Source organism: Citrobacter sp. Cm038, assembly GCF_030333105.1.
Lineage (GTDB): Bacteria > Pseudomonadota > Gammaproteobacteria > Enterobacterales > Enterobacteriaceae > Citrobacter > Citrobacter murliniae.
This window is the reverse complement of record NZ_JAOWGO010000025.1, coordinates 86,709-101,675: the sequence shown is the minus strand read 5'-3', so window position 1 is coordinate 101,675 and position 14,967 is coordinate 86,709. Positions and strand designations below refer to the sequence as shown.

The window sequence follows — 14,967 nt, the reverse complement described above, 5'->3', positions numbered from 1 at the left end:
ATTATCGCCCCGTCCGCTCGCGGCTAATCCGCGCCAGCCATTCAGAAATAAGCAGTGAAATCAGGGCCAGCACAATAGAAATAATGCATAACCTTGCCGCCGCGCTTTCGCCGCCAGGCGTCTGGATTAGGGTATACATCGCAGAAGGGATCGTGCGAGTTTCACCTGGAATGTTGGAAACAAAGGTAATGGTCGCACCGAACTCACCGAGTGATCGGGCAAACGCCAGTACTGTACCAACAATGATCCCAGGCAGCATCAATGGTAATGTGATGGTCAGGAATACGCGCCAGCGTCCAGCGCCCAACGTTCGAGCTGCCTGCTCCAGTTTGACGTCGACTGCCTCAAGCGCCAGACGGATAGCCCGCACCATGAGTGGGAAGGACATCACTGCCGCGGCAAGAACTGCACCGCGCCAGCTAAACGCAAAGGTAATACCAAACCAGTCATACAACCGCTCGCCGATAAATCCGCGCCGCCCCATGGCGATCAACAGCAGATAACCCACTACCACCGGCGGCAGAACCAGAGGCAAATGCAAAACGCTGTCGAGCAGCGCTTTACCTGGAAACTTGCATCGCACAAGCAACCAGGCAAAGAAGATCCCAAACGGCAGACTAAACAGCACGGCCAGGGAAGAAACTTTCAGGCTCAATATAACGGCCTGCCATTCAGGATCGCTGAGTATCATTACTTGGTCGTAAATCCATAACGTTTAAAGATTTCAGAAGCCTGCGGTCCTTTCAGATAGTCATAGAACGCGCTGACCGTTGCGTTTTTGTGCCCATCAACAATCGCGACAGGGTATTCCACTTTTTTGTGTGAATCTTCCGGGAAAGTCGCCACAACTTTTACGCCTTTGCTGGCAACAGCATCGGAACCGTAAACGATCCCCAGCGGCGCTTCATTACGCTCTACCAGCGCCAGCGCACCACGGACGTCTTCAGCAGGCGCCAGTTTTGGTGCCAGGGTATCCCATGCTCCCAGTTTTTGCAGCGCTTCTTTGGCATAAATGCCCGCCGGGACATGTTCCGGGTCACCAACAGCCAGACGTCCACCGTTCAACAGACTAGTCCAGTTAGTTTTACTGTCGATGGTAAAGTCTTTCTGTTCACTAGCTTTAGGAGCCACAACAACCAGGCTGTTCCCAAGCAGCGTCTTACGCGTTGCAGTATCGATAGACTTCTTCTCTACCGCATAATCCATCCATTTCTGGTCGGCAGAAATAAATAGATCGGCTGGTGCTCCAGCTTCAATCTGACGCGCCAGCGTAGAAGATGAGGCAAAAGAGGAGACAACATCGACATTCTTTTCTTTTTTATAAACCGCTGCAATGTCCTGCATCGCGTTTGTCAACGAAGCCGCTGCGAACACCGTAATTTTACCTTCATCCGCCAGCGCATGCCCGGCAACAGAAAGAGAGAGCGTTGCCCCTGCAAACAAGCGTAACCATGAACGTGCCATCTGTAACTCCTTTGAGTTTCGTTATGTATGCAACAATATAACGATTAAACCAGGGTTTTCCCAGTGGTTATTGATACCAATTAGAGGTTACACAAAGAAAATATCGGCAAGAAAAGCAGGATCTTGAGGAACGATGCACAAAGGATTTCGAGTGATATTGAGCGGAGGCAAATAACAAAAATGCGACTTAAAGGACGAAGAAGATAAAACGCCCGACTGAGCGGGCGTTTGGGGAATCAATGATTCTGTCTGGACTGGTCTTTCTGACCGATACCGGAAAAAATGTTGAACACTTCACCCAGTCCGTAAATCAGACCCAGAATGACGGCCATTACCACAGGTACCATGATTACGGCGAATACCAGACTTTTCAATAACTCTAACATGGTCAACTCCAGATATAGTCCTTAGTTGTATTCTAACCACATAACGTAGAAAAGCACTCCCCTTTTGTGCTGTCGGCTTTGCGCGCGCGCGGTTTTCCGTCACAATACCCTTTTTTGCCAGGAGCTCGTTATGCAGGCCGAAATCCTCCTTACCCTGAAACTTCAGGAAAAACTGTTTGCCGATCCCCGCCGCATTTCTCTGCTAAAGCACATTGCGCTTTCCGGCTCCATCAGCCAGGGCGCGAAGGATGCGGGCATCAGTTATAAAAGTGCCTGGGATGCCATTAACGAAATGAACCAGCTCAGCGAGCAGACGTTGGTTGAGCGTGCTACTGGTGGCAAAGGCGGCGGCGGCGCGGTATTGACCCGTTATGGTCAGCGCCTGATTCAACTGTATGATTTACTTGCACAAATCCAACAAAAAGCGTTTGATGTTCTGAGCGATGACGATGCGCTCCCGCTCAATAGCTTGCTGGCGGCTATCTCCCGTTTTTCACTGCAAACCAGTGCCCGAAATCAGTGGTTTGGCACTATTACCGCTCGCGACCACAATCAGGTTCAGCAGCATGTCGATGTCCTGCTGGCCGATGGCGAAACGCGGCTAAAAGTCGCACTGACGGCGCAAAGCGGTGAACGTCTCGGGCTTGAAGAAGGCAAAGAAGTTCTGGTTCTGCTTAAAGCACCGTGGGTAGGGATTACGCAGGATAAACGCGTGGCTCAGGCCGCTGACAACCAGTTGCAAGGGACAATTAGCCATATTGAGCGCGGGACAGAACAGTGCGAGGTGTTAATGACCCTACCCGATGGCCAAACGCTATGTGCCACCCTGCCACGTGAAGAGGCGGCAGACCTGACAGAAGGCACCGCTGTGACAGCGTATTTCAATGCCGACCGAGTGATTATCGCCACGTTGTGCTAAGTCGATTGACATCGACCCGCAGAACACGTATCCCTGTTATTAATCGCTGCAATAAATGGGATACAAAATGTCATCGTTGCAAATTTCGCAAGGCACGTTTCGTCTGAGCGACACGAAAACGCTGCAGTTGAATACCTTTGTTTTGAACGCAGGTGATAGCTGGGCGTTTGTTGGCTCTAATGGCAGCGGGAAATCCGCACTGGCCCGGGCACTGGCGGGAGAGCTACCGCTACTCAAAGGTGAACGCCAGTGCCACTTCACGCGTATAACCCGACTCTCATTTGAGCAGCTACAAAAGCTGGTCAGCGATGAATGGCAGCGTAACAATACCGATCTACTCAGTCCGGGTGAAGACGATACCGGACGAACCACCGCAGAGATTATCCAGGCTGAAGTTAACGATCCCGCCCGTTGTTCAACGCTGGCGCAACAGTTTGGTATTACCTCCCTGCTCGACCGACGTTTCAAATATCTCTCTACCGGTGAAACACGCAAAGCTTTACTTTGCCAGGCGCTGATGTCGGAACCGGAGTTACTGATACTTGATGAACCGTTTGACGGGCTGGACGTTGCGTCACGTCAACAGTTAGCGGATCTGCTCGCTTCGTTGCATCAGACGGGCTATACGCTGGTACTGGTCCTCAACCGCTTTGATGAAATTCCAGACTTCGTGCAGTTTGCAGGCGTGCTTGCCGATTGCACATTGACAGAAAGCGGCGAGAAAGCCGACTTACTGCAACAGGCGCTGATTGCCCAACTTGCTCACAGCGAACAACTTGACGGTATTACGTTGCCCGAGCCTGATGAACCTTCAGTCAGCCTCGCACTTCCCACAGACGATGCCCGCATTGTGCTCAAAGATGGCGTAGTCTCTTATAATGATCGTCCTATTCTCCATGGCCTGAGCTGGCAGGTAAAGCCGGGTGAACACTGGCAAATTGTCGGCCCTAATGGCGCAGGGAAATCGACCCTGCTCAGTTTAATCACCGGCGATCATCCGCAAGGTTATAGCAACGATCTGACCCTGTTCGGCCGCCGACGTGGCAGCGGTGAAACCATCTGGGATATTAAAAAGCACATTGGCTATGTCAGCAGCAGTCTGCATCTGGACTACCGGGTGAGTACCACAGTGCGCAACGTCATTCTCTCGGGTTTCTTTGATTCAATCGGCATCTATCAGGCGGTTTCAGACCGGCAACATAAGCTGGCGCAACGTTGGTTAGACATTTTGGGAATGGATAAACGCACTGCGGATGCCCCGTTCCACAGTCTTTCCTGGGGACAGCAACGGCTGGCACTGATTGTCCGCGCGCTGGTCAAGCATCCTACTCTGCTGATCCTCGACGAACCGTTGCAAGGGCTGGACCCGCTAAATCGTCAGTTGATCCGCCGTTTTGTCGATATCCTTATCAGTGAAGGAGAAACTCAGTTGTTGTTTGTTTCTCACCACGCCGAAGATGCGCCAACCTGTATAACTCATCGACTGGAGTTTATCCCTGAGGGCGATATCTATACCTATCGACAAACATCCCTGCGTTAGTTTTCATTCGCTGGCATTTAGAGGCGCCTTTTTTCACGATCTTTTTCGGATAAAAGGCGCAATCATTAAGAAACTCTATGAGTTACAATCAAATAATTGACGTCAATTTGTGATTTTATCCAAGTGTAAACGATTCCACTAATTTATTCCATGTCACACTTTTCGCATCTTTGTTATGCTATGGTTATTGCATACCATAGGCTTAACGGAGCGAATTATGAGAGTATTGGTTACAGGTGGTAGCGGTTACATAGGAAGCCACACTTGTGTGCAGTTACTGAAAAACGGTCACGACGTCGTGATCCTTGATAACCTCTGCAACAGTAAGCGCAGCGTCCTGCCGGTGATCGAACGTTTAGGTGGAAAGCATCCGACCTTCGTTGAAGGTGATATTCGTAACGAAGCACTGCTCACCGAAATTTTGCACGATCATGCCATTGATACGGTCATTCACTTTGCTGGCCTGAAGGCTGTTGGTGAATCTGTCACCAAACCGCTGGAGTACTACGACAACAACGTGAACGGTACTCTGCGTCTGGTAAACGCTATGCGCGCTGCTAACGTGAAGAACTTCATATTCAGTTCCTCCGCAACAGTCTATGGCGATCAGCCAAAAATTCCTTACGTTGAAAGTTTCCCCACTGGTACTCCGCAAAGCCCGTACGGCAAAAGCAAACTGATGGTGGAGCAGATCCTGACCGATCTGCAAAAAGCACAACCAGAGTGGAGCATTGCCCTACTGCGCTACTTCAATCCGGTTGGCGCACACCCATCAGGTGATATGGGTGAAGATCCGCAAGGTATTCCAAATAATCTGATGCCTTACATCGCTCAGGTTGCCGTTGGCCGCCGCGAGTCTCTTGCCGTATTTGGCAACGACTACCCTACCGAAGATGGCACTGGCGTTCGTGATTATATCCACGTGATGGATCTCGCTGACGGTCACGTTGCCGCCATGGAAAAACTGGCTGGTATTCAGGGCGTGCATATTTACAACCTCGGAGCCGGCGTCGGCAGCAGCGTTCTGGACGTGGTCAACGCCTTCAGCAAAGCCTGCGGTAAACCAGTTAACTACCATTTTGCGCCACGCCGTGACGGCGATCTTCCTGCTTACTGGGCTGATGCCAGCAAAGCTGACCGCGAACTGAACTGGCGGGTTACCCGTACGCTGGATGAAATGGCACAGGATACCTGGCACTGGCAGTCACGCCATCCGCAAGGATACCCGGACTAAGGATTTGTCATGACACAATTTAATCCCATCGATCATCCACATCGCCGCTTTAACCCGCTTACCGGGCAGTGGATCCTCGTTTCGCCACATCGCGCTAAGCGTCCCTGGCAAGGGGCGCAGGAAACACCGTCTAAGCAGGTTTTGCCCGCTCATGATCCGGACTGTTTCCTGTGTGCGGGCAACACACGCGTCACTGGCGATAAAAATCCGAATTACACGGGTACCTTTGTCTTTACCAATGATTTTGCTGCCCTGATGTCCGATACCCCGGACGCGCCAGACAGCCACGATCCATTGATGCGTTGCCAGAGCGCACACGGTACCAGCCGCGTTATTTGCTTCTCGCCCGATCACAGTAAAACGTTGCCGGAACTCAGCGTTCCTGCGCTGACGGAAATAGTGAAAACCTGGCAAGAACAGACAGCAGATCTGGGGAAAACCTACCCCTGGGTTCAAGTGTTTGAAAATAAAGGCGCGGCGATGGGCTGCTCAAACCCGCATCCACACGGGCAGATTTGGGCCAATAGTTTCCTGCCCAACGAAGCCGAACGCGAAGACAGGCAGCAAAAAGCATATTTCACCGAACAGGGCACGCCAATGCTGTTCGATTATGTCCAGCGTGAACTGACGGATGGCAGCCGTACGGTTGTGGAGACCGAACACTGGCTGGCGGTAGTACCTTACTGGGCAGCATGGCCGTTCGAAACGCTACTGCTGCCGAAAGCACATGTGCTGCGTATTACCGATTTGACCGACGAGCAACGTACCGACCTGGCGCTGGCACTGAAAAAACTGACCAGTCGATACGACAACCTGTTCCAGTGCTCTTTCCCCTATTCCATGGGATGGCACGGTGCGCCATTTAATGGCGAAGAAAATGAGCACTGGCAGTTGCATGCGCATTTTTATCCGCCCCTGCTGCGTTCCGCTACCGTACGTAAATTTATGGTCGGTTACGAAATGCTGGCGGAAACCCAGCGCGACCTGACGGCAGAACAAGCCGCTGAACGTCTGCGTGCGGTCAGCGACATCCATTTTCGCGAATCCGGAGTTTAAATAATGAGTCTGAAAGAAAAAACACAATCTCTGTTTGCAGAAACTTTTGGCTACCCTGCCACCCACACTATTCAGGCTCCGGGTCGCGTTAATTTGATTGGCGAACATACCGATTATAACGACGGTTTCGTCCTGCCTTGCGCCATCGACTACCAAACCGTTATCAGTTGTGCGACGCGGGACGATCGCAAGGTCCGCGTGATCGCAGCTGACTACGACAATCAGATTGATGAGTTCTCTCTTGATGCACCGATTATCGCCCATGACAGCCAGCAATGGTCAAACTATGTGCGTGGCGTCGTGAAACATCTGCAAAAGCGTAATAACACTTTTGGCGGTGCCGATCTGGTGATTAGCGGCAATGTGCCACAGGGCGCGGGCTTAAGTTCCTCCGCCTCGCTGGAGGTGGCCGTAGGCACCGTGTTCCAGCAGCTTTATCATCTGCCGCTCGATGGCGCACAGATTGCCCTGAACGGTCAGGAAGCCGAAAACCAGTTTGTTGGTTGTAACTGCGGCATCATGGATCAGCTAATCTCCGCACTGGGCAAAAAAGATCATGCGCTACTGATCGACTGCCGTACGCTGGGCACTAAAGCGGTTTCCATGCCTGAAGGTGTTGCTGTCGTGATCATCAACAGCAACTTTAAACGTACGCTGGTTGGCAGTGAGTACAACACCCGTCGTGAACAATGCGAAACCGGCGCGCGTTTCTTCCAGCAACCAGCACTGCGTGATGTCAGCCTTGAGACATTTAACACCGTCGCGCACGAACTGGATCCGATCGTAGCCAAACGCGTTCGCCACGTGATCACAGAAAATGCCCGCACCGTTGAAGCGGCAGACGCACTGGAAAAAGGCGATCTGCTGCGTATGGGCCAACTGATGGCAGAATCTCATGCTTCAATGCGCGATGACTTCGAAATCACCGTGCCGCAGATTGATACGCTTGTCGAGATTGTTAAAGCGACCATCGGCGATCAGGGCGGTGTGCGCATGACCGGCGGCGGTTTTGGCGGCTGCATTGTGGCGCTGATCCCGCAAGCTCTGGTTCCTGCCGTACAGCAGGCTGTCGCCACACAGTACGAAGCAAAAACAGGTATCAAAGAGACCTTCTACGTCTGTAAACCTTCACAAGGAGCCGGACAGTGCTGAATGAAATTCCCGTACTGGCCCCCGACGGCCAGCCGTTTCGCCTGCTAACCCTGCGTAATGACGCAGGGATGGTTGTCACCTTGATGGACTGGGGCGCGACTCTTTTGTCTGCCCGCATTCCGCTCAGCGATGGTAGCGTGCGCGAAGCATTGCTTGGCTGTGCCAGCCCGGAGCAATACCCGGATCAGGCCGCGTTTCTGGGCGCTTCAATAGGTCGCTATGCTAACCGTATCGCTAACAGTCGTTACACTTTCTCTGGTGAAATTATCGAATTACTGCCAAGCCAGGGTGAAAACCAGCTACATGGCGGGCCAGACGGTTTCGATAAACGACGCTGGCAGATAGTGAATCAAAACGACCGTCAGGTGTTGTTTGCATTAACGTCTGAAGATGGCGACCAGGGCTTCCCTGGCCATCTTTGCGCAACGGCGCAGTACCGTCTGACTGACGATAACCGCATTTCGATCACCTACCGCGCGACGGTCGATAAGCCCTGCCCGGTGAATATGACGAATCACGTTTATTTTAATCTCGACGGTGACAAAACCGATGTTCGTCAACATAAGCTACAGATTTTGGCCGATGAGTACCTGCCGGTTGATGAAACAGGGATCCCACGCGCTGGCCTGAAATCCGTTGCGGAAACCTCTTTTGATTTCCGCGCACCAAAAGTTATCGATAGCGAATTTTTGGCCGACGACGACCAGCGCAAGGTTAAGGGATACGATCATGCCTTCTTGCTACAGGCACAGGGCGATATCCGCAAACCGGTCGCTCACCTGTGGTCGCAGGATGAAAAACTGCACATGGAGGTCTACACCTCTGCTCCGGCATTGCAGTTCTACTCCGGGAATTTCCTCGGCGGCACCCCCTCTCGTGGACCAGAAGCTTATGCCGACTGGCAGGGTCTGGCGCTGGAAAGTGAATTCCTGCCGGACAGCCCGAATCATCAGGAATGGCCTCAACCAGACTGCTTCCTGCGCCCTGGCGAAGAGTACGCCAGCGTGACGGAATATCGATTTATTCCTGCCTGATAATTAACCGTAACGAGTCCGATAGCGTAAGTTTATCGGGCTCGTTGTTTATTACCCACATCAAACCCGCTCATAATCCCACCGTTCAAAGACAAAATAGCAACCTTGAGTTCACAAGAACCTTACACTGTGTCGCTATTTTCGCTATGGTTATGCGTAAGCATTGCCGCTGACGCATCACGGCAATATAATGAGAATTATTATCATTCGATAAAGCTTGAGGAGTGAGAGTATGGCTGTAACTAAGCTGGTTCTGGTACGTCACGGTGAAAGTCAGTGGAACAACGAAAACCGCTTCACCGGTTGGTATGATGTCGATCTGTCAGAGAAAGGCGTGGGCGAAGCAAAGGCAGCAGGTAAACTGCTGAAAGAGGAAGGCTACAGCTTCGATTTTGCTTACACCTCTGTGCTGAAACGTGCCATCCACACCCTGTGGAACGTGCTGGATGAACTGGATCAGGCCTGGCTGCCTGTTGAAAAATCCTGGAAACTGAATGAGCGTCACTACGGTGCGCTGCAGGGTCTGAACAAAGCAGAAACCGCAGAAAAATACGGTGACGAGCAGGTTAAACAATGGCGTCGTGGTTTTGCGGTAACCCCGCCAGAACTGACCAAAGACGATGAGCGCTATCCGGGTCACGATCCGCGTTATGCACAACTGACCGACAAAGAGCTACCGCTAACTGAAAGCCTGGCGCTAACCATCGATCGTGTTATCCCATACTGGAACGAAACCATTCTGCCGCGCATGAAAAGCGGTGAGCGCGTGATTATCGCCGCTCACGGTAACTCCCTGCGTGCGCTGGTGAAGTACCTGGATAATATGGGCGAAGATGAAATTCTGGAACTCAACATTCCGACCGGTGTACCGCTGGTGTATGAGTTTGACGAAAACTTCAAACCAATCAAACATTACTATCTGGGTAACGCCGACGAAATCGCAGCAAAAGCTGCTGCCGTTGCCAACCAGGGTAAAGCGAAGTAATGTATTTTGCCCGGTAGCGCAAGCTTACCGGGCCTACTATTGCTTATTCTGCTGTTCTTTTTATACGTCAATCACGCCGTCGAGTATCACCTGCGGCCTTCCCTGTGAACACCGTTCCACACGACCCCGAACATTGTACACTTCAGCCAAACTCTCTGCGGTAATGACCTCCTCAGGCTCACCGCTGGCAACCAGTTTCCCGTCTTTGAGCATTAACACGTATTCGCTATGGCGCAGCGCGATATTAATATCATGTACAACAACTACGGTGACCATATTGCGCGCCAGTGTTTCGCGATGGATTAAATCCATCACGTGGAACTGATAGTTTAAATCCAGTGCACTGAGTGGTTCATCTAACAACAGCAGGTCAGGTCGACGGATCAAAGACTGCGCCAGACCGACCAGTTGTCGCTGCCCACCAGAAAGTTGATCGAGGTAGTGCAGCGCCAGATGCGCAATCCCAAGTTGTTCAAGTATTGCCAGCGCCTGAGCGTTGCTGCTTTCATCATCTCTTCTACAGGACGCCCGCTGTGCAGCGATAATTGACTCCAGCACATGCAAATGAACACCCTGCGGCAGCGACTGTGGTAAAAACACCACCTTCTCAGCACGTTTAGCAAACGGCAACGATGTTAAATTCTCATCGTCAAGAATCACCTCACCGCTGGCTTTATTCAACCCTGCCAGCGAACGTAGCAATGTTGACTTCCCGCAACCGTTAGGTCCCAGTAATACAGTGATTTTACCCCGTGGCAGCTCGGCGACATTGAGATTATGAATCACTGGTTGTTTAGGATATCCCGCGTCCACTCCCCGGAGAATTAGCCCACTCATGACATGCTCCCCCGATGCCGCAGAATAATGCTCAGGAAAAAGGGGACCCCCACCAGCGATGTGACTATTCCAACAGGGATAATGATACCGGGAATAATGTTCTTCGACGCAATAGAGGCCAGCGAGAGCACCAGTCCCCCCGTCAGTACACTTCCGGGCAGGTAAAAACGATGGTCTTCACCAAATAGCATGCGTGAAATATGCGGTGCAACCAGCCCGATAAAGCCGATGGGGCCTACAAAAGCCACCGACAACGCCGACAATAAGCTGATGCGCAGAAGCGATGACAGGCGTAGCCGCCGCACATCAATGCCAAAACTCATCGCCCGATCTTCGCCCAGGCGCAGCGCCGTGAGTTGCCAGGCGCTACGCATTGACCATGGAAAGACAATGACAACAGCGACGGCCAGTACGCCAAGTTTTTCCCACGAAGCGCGGGCCAGACTACCCATTGTCCAGAAAACCAGTCCCTGTAGTGTGTCTTCATCGGCAACAAACTGCATCATTGACACCGGCGCGTTAAAGGTAAAGACCAGCGCAATGCCAAACAGCACCACACCGGATGTTGCTACACGGGTCCAGCGGGTGATGCCGTCAAGCAGTAAGGCGGAGAGCAGCGCAAAAATAAAGGCATTCGCAGGGATAAACCACGTGGCGGATACCCCCGGAATACCAATACCCAATACAATCGCCAGTGCCGCACCAAAGGCTGCCGCAGACGAGACACCAAGCGTAAACGGGCTCGCCAACGGGTTATTTAAGATAGTTTGCATCTCCGCCCCCGCCAGTCCGAGCGCCATTCCCACCAACAACGCCATTAGCGCGTAAGGTAAGCGGATATCCCAGACTATTACGCGGGTTCCGGCGTTGACACTTAGCGGATGGAGTAGCGCTTGCCAGAGATCGGCAAGAGCCAGGCCAGACGGGCCAAGGGTCGAATCCAGCACCAATGAGGCTGCTATCGCCAAAATAATCACCAGCGCCAGCACCCATCGCTTACGGATAACAAGACGATAGCGTTCGCCAATTGACTCCCGCATCTGTATATCAGCAGATGACGACATCATTTTCCTTATCTGCCGAATCATTTCGGCGGAGTGAGCACATCACTGACCTGTGAGTCACTGAGCGAGATACCAAAAAAATCGTGATAAAAATCACGAACTTCCTGGCGCATATCTATGTCAACAAAACGTTGTGGGTAAAGCGTTTTAGCCAGCCAGAGAAATTGCAGCGCCTCTTCGCTGGTCTCCCGACACCACCAGAACATACCTTTCGGATTAACATAGACTCGATGATGAATCACTGCATCGACTTGCGCCCACTGAGGGGAAGCCATAATGGCTTCTGCGTCGCGTTTATTCATTGCTACAATAACCGCCGGATTAGCCGCCACGATCTGTTCCAGCGCCACCTCCCCCGTTCGGTTTGATTTGCTGTCAAACCAGTGCTCAGCAATATTCCTTGCCCCAGCCAGATCCATCCAATCCTGATTAAGAGAGGGGCGACCGCTGGTTGTCAGCGGGTTGCCCATACTGTGATATATCGTCACTCGCTGATTGTCAGAGAGATCTTTTAAACGGTCCTTCACCAGCCCCACGTTATGGTCAAAATAGCGTTGGTAACGCAAGGCTTTCTGCTGAGCATCAGGTCCAAGAACATCCGCCGTTTTCTGTACCCGGGACGTTAATGCAGTCATGGAATTCGCTTCGAAGGCAAGAATACGCACACCAGCCTGCTGGAGTAATGATTCGCCTGGTACAGTCATCGATTTCGGCACGAATAACAGTTGCGTACCAAGCGAGATAATTTGCTCCGGATCCAACTCATGACCGCTGTTAACACTGACGACAGCGACATCATCAATACGCGGTAAACTCTGGCGAAAAAGCGGTATTTTCTTCGCTATCATTGATGTACCAACAATATTTTCGCCATAACCTAACATAGTGATAATGGTGTTTTGTGCGGGCCATGGCGATGCGATACGGACATCGCTTTGCGGTTGCGCGGCAAATAAGCTCCCCGCAACCAGACAGATCAGTGCGGGGAAAATACGGGTTAACGTCATCATTCCAGCCTTTAGAAATCTAACGTCACGGAAGCACGAACTTCGCGTCCGCTGCCGATAAATGCGCTCGGCGAACCGTTATCACCATCAGTCCCTGACGGGAAGATGGAGGCCCAGTAATGCTTATCGAACACGTTGTTCACGACAACCCGGAAGGTGGTAGGCACATTGCTGATTTTGGTTGTATAGCGAGTTCCTAAATCCCACGTGGTGTAGCTGCCAGCCCACGCGGTATTAGTGTCGTTAGCCGCTCGCTTACCGGTGTAGTGAATATTCGCGCTATAAACCCATTGCGGTATAGAAGGTAAACTGTATTCAGCCAACATATTAGCCTGTACTTTGGGAACCCCGACCACCTGCTTATCGCTGGTTGAATCGCTGGCCGTATCTTTCAATTTTGGATTGAGGAACGTCACACCACTATAAACGTTTAATCCCTGCCAGACGTTTCCGGATGCAGTCAGTTCCAGACCATTATTTACCTGATTACCCTGTTCTTTATAGACATCATCATTGGGATCTACATAGGCAAAAGGACGTTCGAGCCGGAACAGAGCCGCGCCCAAATTCAACCCTGAAACATCCGCTTTAAGCCCTACTTCATATTGCTTACTGCGGTACGGATCCAGCGTTTGTCCGGCATTTTTCACATCGCTGTTGATTGGTGCGGTTCCCCCCTGTTCCAGGGACTCTGCATAGCTAATATAGGTCATCACATTTGGCGTAATTTTATACATCAGCGCCGCATTCGGACTTAATCCATCCTCATCAATCTGGCTGGTTTTATGCCCGTTCTTATTATAACTCTGTGACTGGATCCAACTCTGGCTGAGGTAAAACATTGTTGACCATTTCGGTGTCAACGTGATCGTATCGCCCACGGTAATACTCTGTTGTGTATTCACTCCGGATTTATAGCGGTCACCGCTGGTTCTGATTTTTCCGTCGCCTTTCTCCGTCATCTCCGAAGGGTCATACATGTTAGTGGTGCCCCAGTTATAAGAAGAGCCGGTGCCTTTTGCACTGTACAAAGACCAAACATAACCCGTAGTTGAAAGTGCAATATCGTGCCCAATGGAGCCAGTATCCACATGACCATTGAGAGTGGCAGTATTGCTCAGTACACGAAAACGCCCCGCTGCAGTGGAGTCTTTCATCGTGCGGCTGATATCACCCTGATCATTTATTATTTTGCTCGATACGCTGCGCATCGCGCGATCCGCCTGCTGCCAGCCAACACCAGCCGTTACCGACCAGTCATCATTCAGATAATGAATCAGCCGTGTACTGACGGTATCCGTCGTCAGATCGTTACCGGCAGTACTGAGTGCAAGATTCTTATTTTTGGGATCAGGCGCAGAGGGTAATTTAATACCTGGACCATAGCTGAAGCTGCCCGGATATCCTTTCTGGACAAACTCATAGTGGCTGGCATCCAACTGCAACTGCGTACCGGGTTGAATATTCCAGTCCATCGCCACGGAGAGAAGCTTACGACGCAACGTACTATCGTCCAGGTTTCCTTCCCCTTCCTCATTCAGGATATTAACGCGATAGCCAAAACGGTTGTCATCATCAATATGCCCTCCCAGATCAACGTGCCCGGTGAACGCACTGCGACTCTGATAACCCAGAGTCACTTCACGTAGCGTCTCTTCCGTCGGACGTTTTGCAATAAAATTAAATTGCCCCGCCGGGCTGGCCGGGCCATACAATGCCCCCGTCAGGCTATTCAGTACATCCAGACGTTCCAGTGTTTCAACCGGGAACGCTGTTGTTGAAACAATATTCAGGCCATCCAGGCGACTGTTGGCAACGACGCTACCCTGCATACCACGGCTTTGCGGCCTACCAACATCCATACCGCCACGTGCCTGCATTTGCGTACTGGGTGAATATTTCAACAACTCACTCACGCTTTGCGCCTGCTGATTTTCAATCATCATTTTAGTGACCGTGGTCGTCGAATATGGCGTATCGACCCAGGCTTTATTTCCCTGCGGACCAACATCAATATCATTCGTTTTAAATCCTGCACCGGAAGGCGCAGAAGCTGGATTGCCGGAAGGCTGACTGGTGACGACAATTTCATCTTCAGACGCCGCTTCAGCGTGGACACTTTGGGATGCCAGAGTAATGAGAACAGGCAACAGTGTTGCTAAGTAAGTAGGTTTATTCATTTGTATTATCAATCGTTATGTAAAAATTTATATTACGATCGATATAGGTGTAAAATTTTGATCTCAGTCACGTCAAAACTTTTAAGAGCGTATCTAACTCTTTGTGATT

Annotated in this window: 14 protein-coding genes; 7 read left to right on the top strand and 7 right to left on the bottom strand. The window is 51.3% G+C overall.

Annotation, left to right across the window (positions count from 1 at the left end; translation table 11 throughout):
• Position 1 precedes the first annotated feature (1 nt).
• The 3 genes from modB to OGY01_RS20005 all read right to left on the bottom strand — a co-directional run bounded on the left by modB (position 2) and on the right by OGY01_RS20005 (position 1,850).
• Positions 2-691 (bottom strand): molybdate ABC transporter permease subunit, encoded by a 690-nt coding sequence (gene modB, locus OGY01_RS20015; protein WP_045441139.1) that lies wholly within the window; start codon positions 689-691, stop codon positions 2-4.
• A complete protein-coding gene (gene modA / locus OGY01_RS20010; protein WP_045441138.1) occupies positions 691-1,464 on the bottom strand; it encodes a molybdate ABC transporter substrate-binding protein in 774 nt (257 codons plus the stop codon). The genes modB and modA overlap by 1 nt, the downstream gene beginning before the upstream one ends.
• A gap of 236 nt (positions 1,465-1,700) precedes the next feature.
• The gene (locus OGY01_RS20005; RefSeq protein WP_045441137.1) at positions 1,701-1,850 is read right to left on the bottom strand and encodes an AcrZ family multidrug efflux pump-associated protein; all 150 of its coding nucleotides are present in this window, start codon (positions 1,848-1,850) and stop codon (positions 1,701-1,703) included.
• 130 nt (positions 1,851-1,980) lie between these two features.
• Here OGY01_RS20005 and modE point away from each other — a divergent pair, with 130 nt between their 5' ends.
• The 7 genes from modE to gpmA all read left to right on the top strand — a co-directional run bounded on the left by modE (position 1,981) and on the right by gpmA (position 9,770).
• Positions 1,981-2,769 carry a molybdenum-dependent transcriptional regulator gene (gene modE / locus OGY01_RS20000; protein ID WP_048221822.1) on the top strand — a complete coding sequence of 263 codons (789 nt, stop codon included), beginning with the start codon at positions 1,981-1,983 and terminating at the stop codon, positions 2,767-2,769.
• Between the two features lie 67 nt (positions 2,770-2,836).
• Positions 2,837-4,309 carry a molybdate ABC transporter ATP-binding protein ModF gene (gene modF / locus OGY01_RS19995; protein ID WP_284096553.1) on the top strand — a complete coding sequence of 491 codons (1,473 nt, stop codon included), beginning with the start codon at positions 2,837-2,839 and terminating at the stop codon, positions 4,307-4,309.
• A gap of 217 nt (positions 4,310-4,526) precedes the next feature.
• Positions 4,527-5,543, top strand: coding sequence for a UDP-glucose 4-epimerase GalE (gene galE / locus OGY01_RS19990; protein ID WP_045441134.1), 1,017 nt, complete (start codon positions 4,527-4,529; stop codon positions 5,541-5,543).
• A gap of 9 nt (positions 5,544-5,552) precedes the next feature.
• The gene (gene galT / locus OGY01_RS19985) at positions 5,553-6,599 is read left to right on the top strand and encodes a galactose-1-phosphate uridylyltransferase (RefSeq protein ID WP_286493560.1); all 1,047 of its coding nucleotides are present in this window, start codon (positions 5,553-5,555) and stop codon (positions 6,597-6,599) included.
• Positions 6,600-6,602: 3 nt separating this feature from the next.
• Positions 6,603-7,751: a galactokinase gene (gene galK, locus OGY01_RS19980; RefSeq protein WP_225760672.1), complete on the top strand. Its 1,149-nt coding sequence runs from the start codon at positions 6,603-6,605 to the stop codon at positions 7,749-7,751.
• A complete protein-coding gene (galM, locus tag OGY01_RS19975; RefSeq protein WP_045441131.1) occupies positions 7,745-8,785 on the top strand; it encodes a galactose-1-epimerase in 1,041 nt (346 codons plus the stop codon). The genes galK and galM overlap by 7 nt, the downstream gene beginning before the upstream one ends.
• Before the next feature lie 232 nt (positions 8,786-9,017).
• Positions 9,018-9,770 (top strand): 2,3-diphosphoglycerate-dependent phosphoglycerate mutase, encoded by a 753-nt coding sequence (gene gpmA, locus OGY01_RS19970; protein WP_045441130.1) that lies wholly within the window; start codon positions 9,018-9,020, stop codon positions 9,768-9,770.
• 60 nt (positions 9,771-9,830) lie between these two features.
• Here gpmA and OGY01_RS19965 read toward each other — a convergent pair whose 3' ends face one another.
• The 4 genes from OGY01_RS19965 to OGY01_RS19950 are packed head-to-tail and all read right to left on the bottom strand — an operon-like array spanning position 9,831 to position 14,858.
• A complete protein-coding gene (locus tag OGY01_RS19965) occupies positions 9,831-10,607 on the bottom strand; it encodes an ABC transporter ATP-binding protein (RefSeq protein ID WP_045441129.1) in 777 nt (258 codons plus the stop codon).
• The gene (locus OGY01_RS19960) at positions 10,604-11,674 is read right to left on the bottom strand and encodes a FecCD family ABC transporter permease (RefSeq protein ID WP_502873417.1); all 1,071 of its coding nucleotides are present in this window, start codon (positions 11,672-11,674) and stop codon (positions 10,604-10,606) included. The genes OGY01_RS19965 and OGY01_RS19960 overlap by 4 nt, the downstream gene beginning before the upstream one ends.
• 17 nt (positions 11,675-11,691) lie before the next feature.
• On the bottom strand, positions 11,692-12,678 hold the full coding sequence (locus tag OGY01_RS19955) for an ABC transporter substrate-binding protein (protein ID WP_284096572.1): 987 nt from the start codon (positions 12,676-12,678) through the stop codon (positions 11,692-11,694).
• 11 nt (positions 12,679-12,689) lie between these two features.
• Positions 12,690-14,858, bottom strand: a complete 2,169-nt coding sequence (locus OGY01_RS19950; protein ID WP_045441126.1) for a TonB-dependent siderophore receptor — start codon at positions 14,856-14,858, stop codon at positions 12,690-12,692.
• Positions 14,859-14,967 lie beyond the last annotated feature (109 nt).

What these genes read in the sequence shown, in the direction of transcription:
- galK (WP_225760672.1), top strand. Translation starts at nt 6,603, where the DNA reads ATGAGTCTGAAAGAAAAAACACAATCTCTGTTTGCAGAAACTTTTGGC.
- OGY01_RS20005 (WP_045441137.1), bottom strand. Translation starts at nt 1,850, where the DNA reads ATGTTAGAGTTATTGAAAAGTCTGGTATTCGCCGTAATCATGGTACCT.
- modF (WP_284096553.1), top strand. Translation starts at nt 2,837, where the DNA reads ATGTCATCGTTGCAAATTTCGCAAGGCACGTTTCGTCTGAGCGACACG.
- OGY01_RS19950 (WP_045441126.1), bottom strand. Translation starts at nt 14,858, where the DNA reads ATGAATAAACCTACTTACTTAGCAACACTGTTGCCTGTTCTCATTACT.
- gpmA (WP_045441130.1), top strand. Translation starts at nt 9,018, where the DNA reads ATGGCTGTAACTAAGCTGGTTCTGGTACGTCACGGTGAAAGTCAGTGG.
- OGY01_RS19960 (WP_502873417.1), bottom strand. Translation starts at nt 11,674, where the DNA reads ATGATGTCGTCATCTGCTGATATACAGATGCGGGAGTCAATTGGCGAA.
- OGY01_RS19955 (WP_284096572.1), bottom strand. Translation starts at nt 12,678, where the DNA reads ATGACGTTAACCCGTATTTTCCCCGCACTGATCTGTCTGGTTGCGGGG.
- modB (WP_045441139.1), bottom strand. Translation starts at nt 691, where the DNA reads ATGATACTCAGCGATCCTGAATGGCAGGCCGTTATATTGAGCCTGAAA.
- galT (WP_286493560.1), top strand. Translation starts at nt 5,553, where the DNA reads ATGACACAATTTAATCCCATCGATCATCCACATCGCCGCTTTAACCCG.
- galE (WP_045441134.1), top strand. Translation starts at nt 4,527, where the DNA reads ATGAGAGTATTGGTTACAGGTGGTAGCGGTTACATAGGAAGCCACACT.
- modE (WP_048221822.1), top strand. Translation starts at nt 1,981, where the DNA reads ATGCAGGCCGAAATCCTCCTTACCCTGAAACTTCAGGAAAAACTGTTT.
- modA (WP_045441138.1), bottom strand. Translation starts at nt 1,464, where the DNA reads ATGGCACGTTCATGGTTACGCTTGTTTGCAGGGGCAACGCTCTCTCTT.
- OGY01_RS19965 (WP_045441129.1), bottom strand. Translation starts at nt 10,607, where the DNA reads ATGAGTGGGCTAATTCTCCGGGGAGTGGACGCGGGATATCCTAAACAA.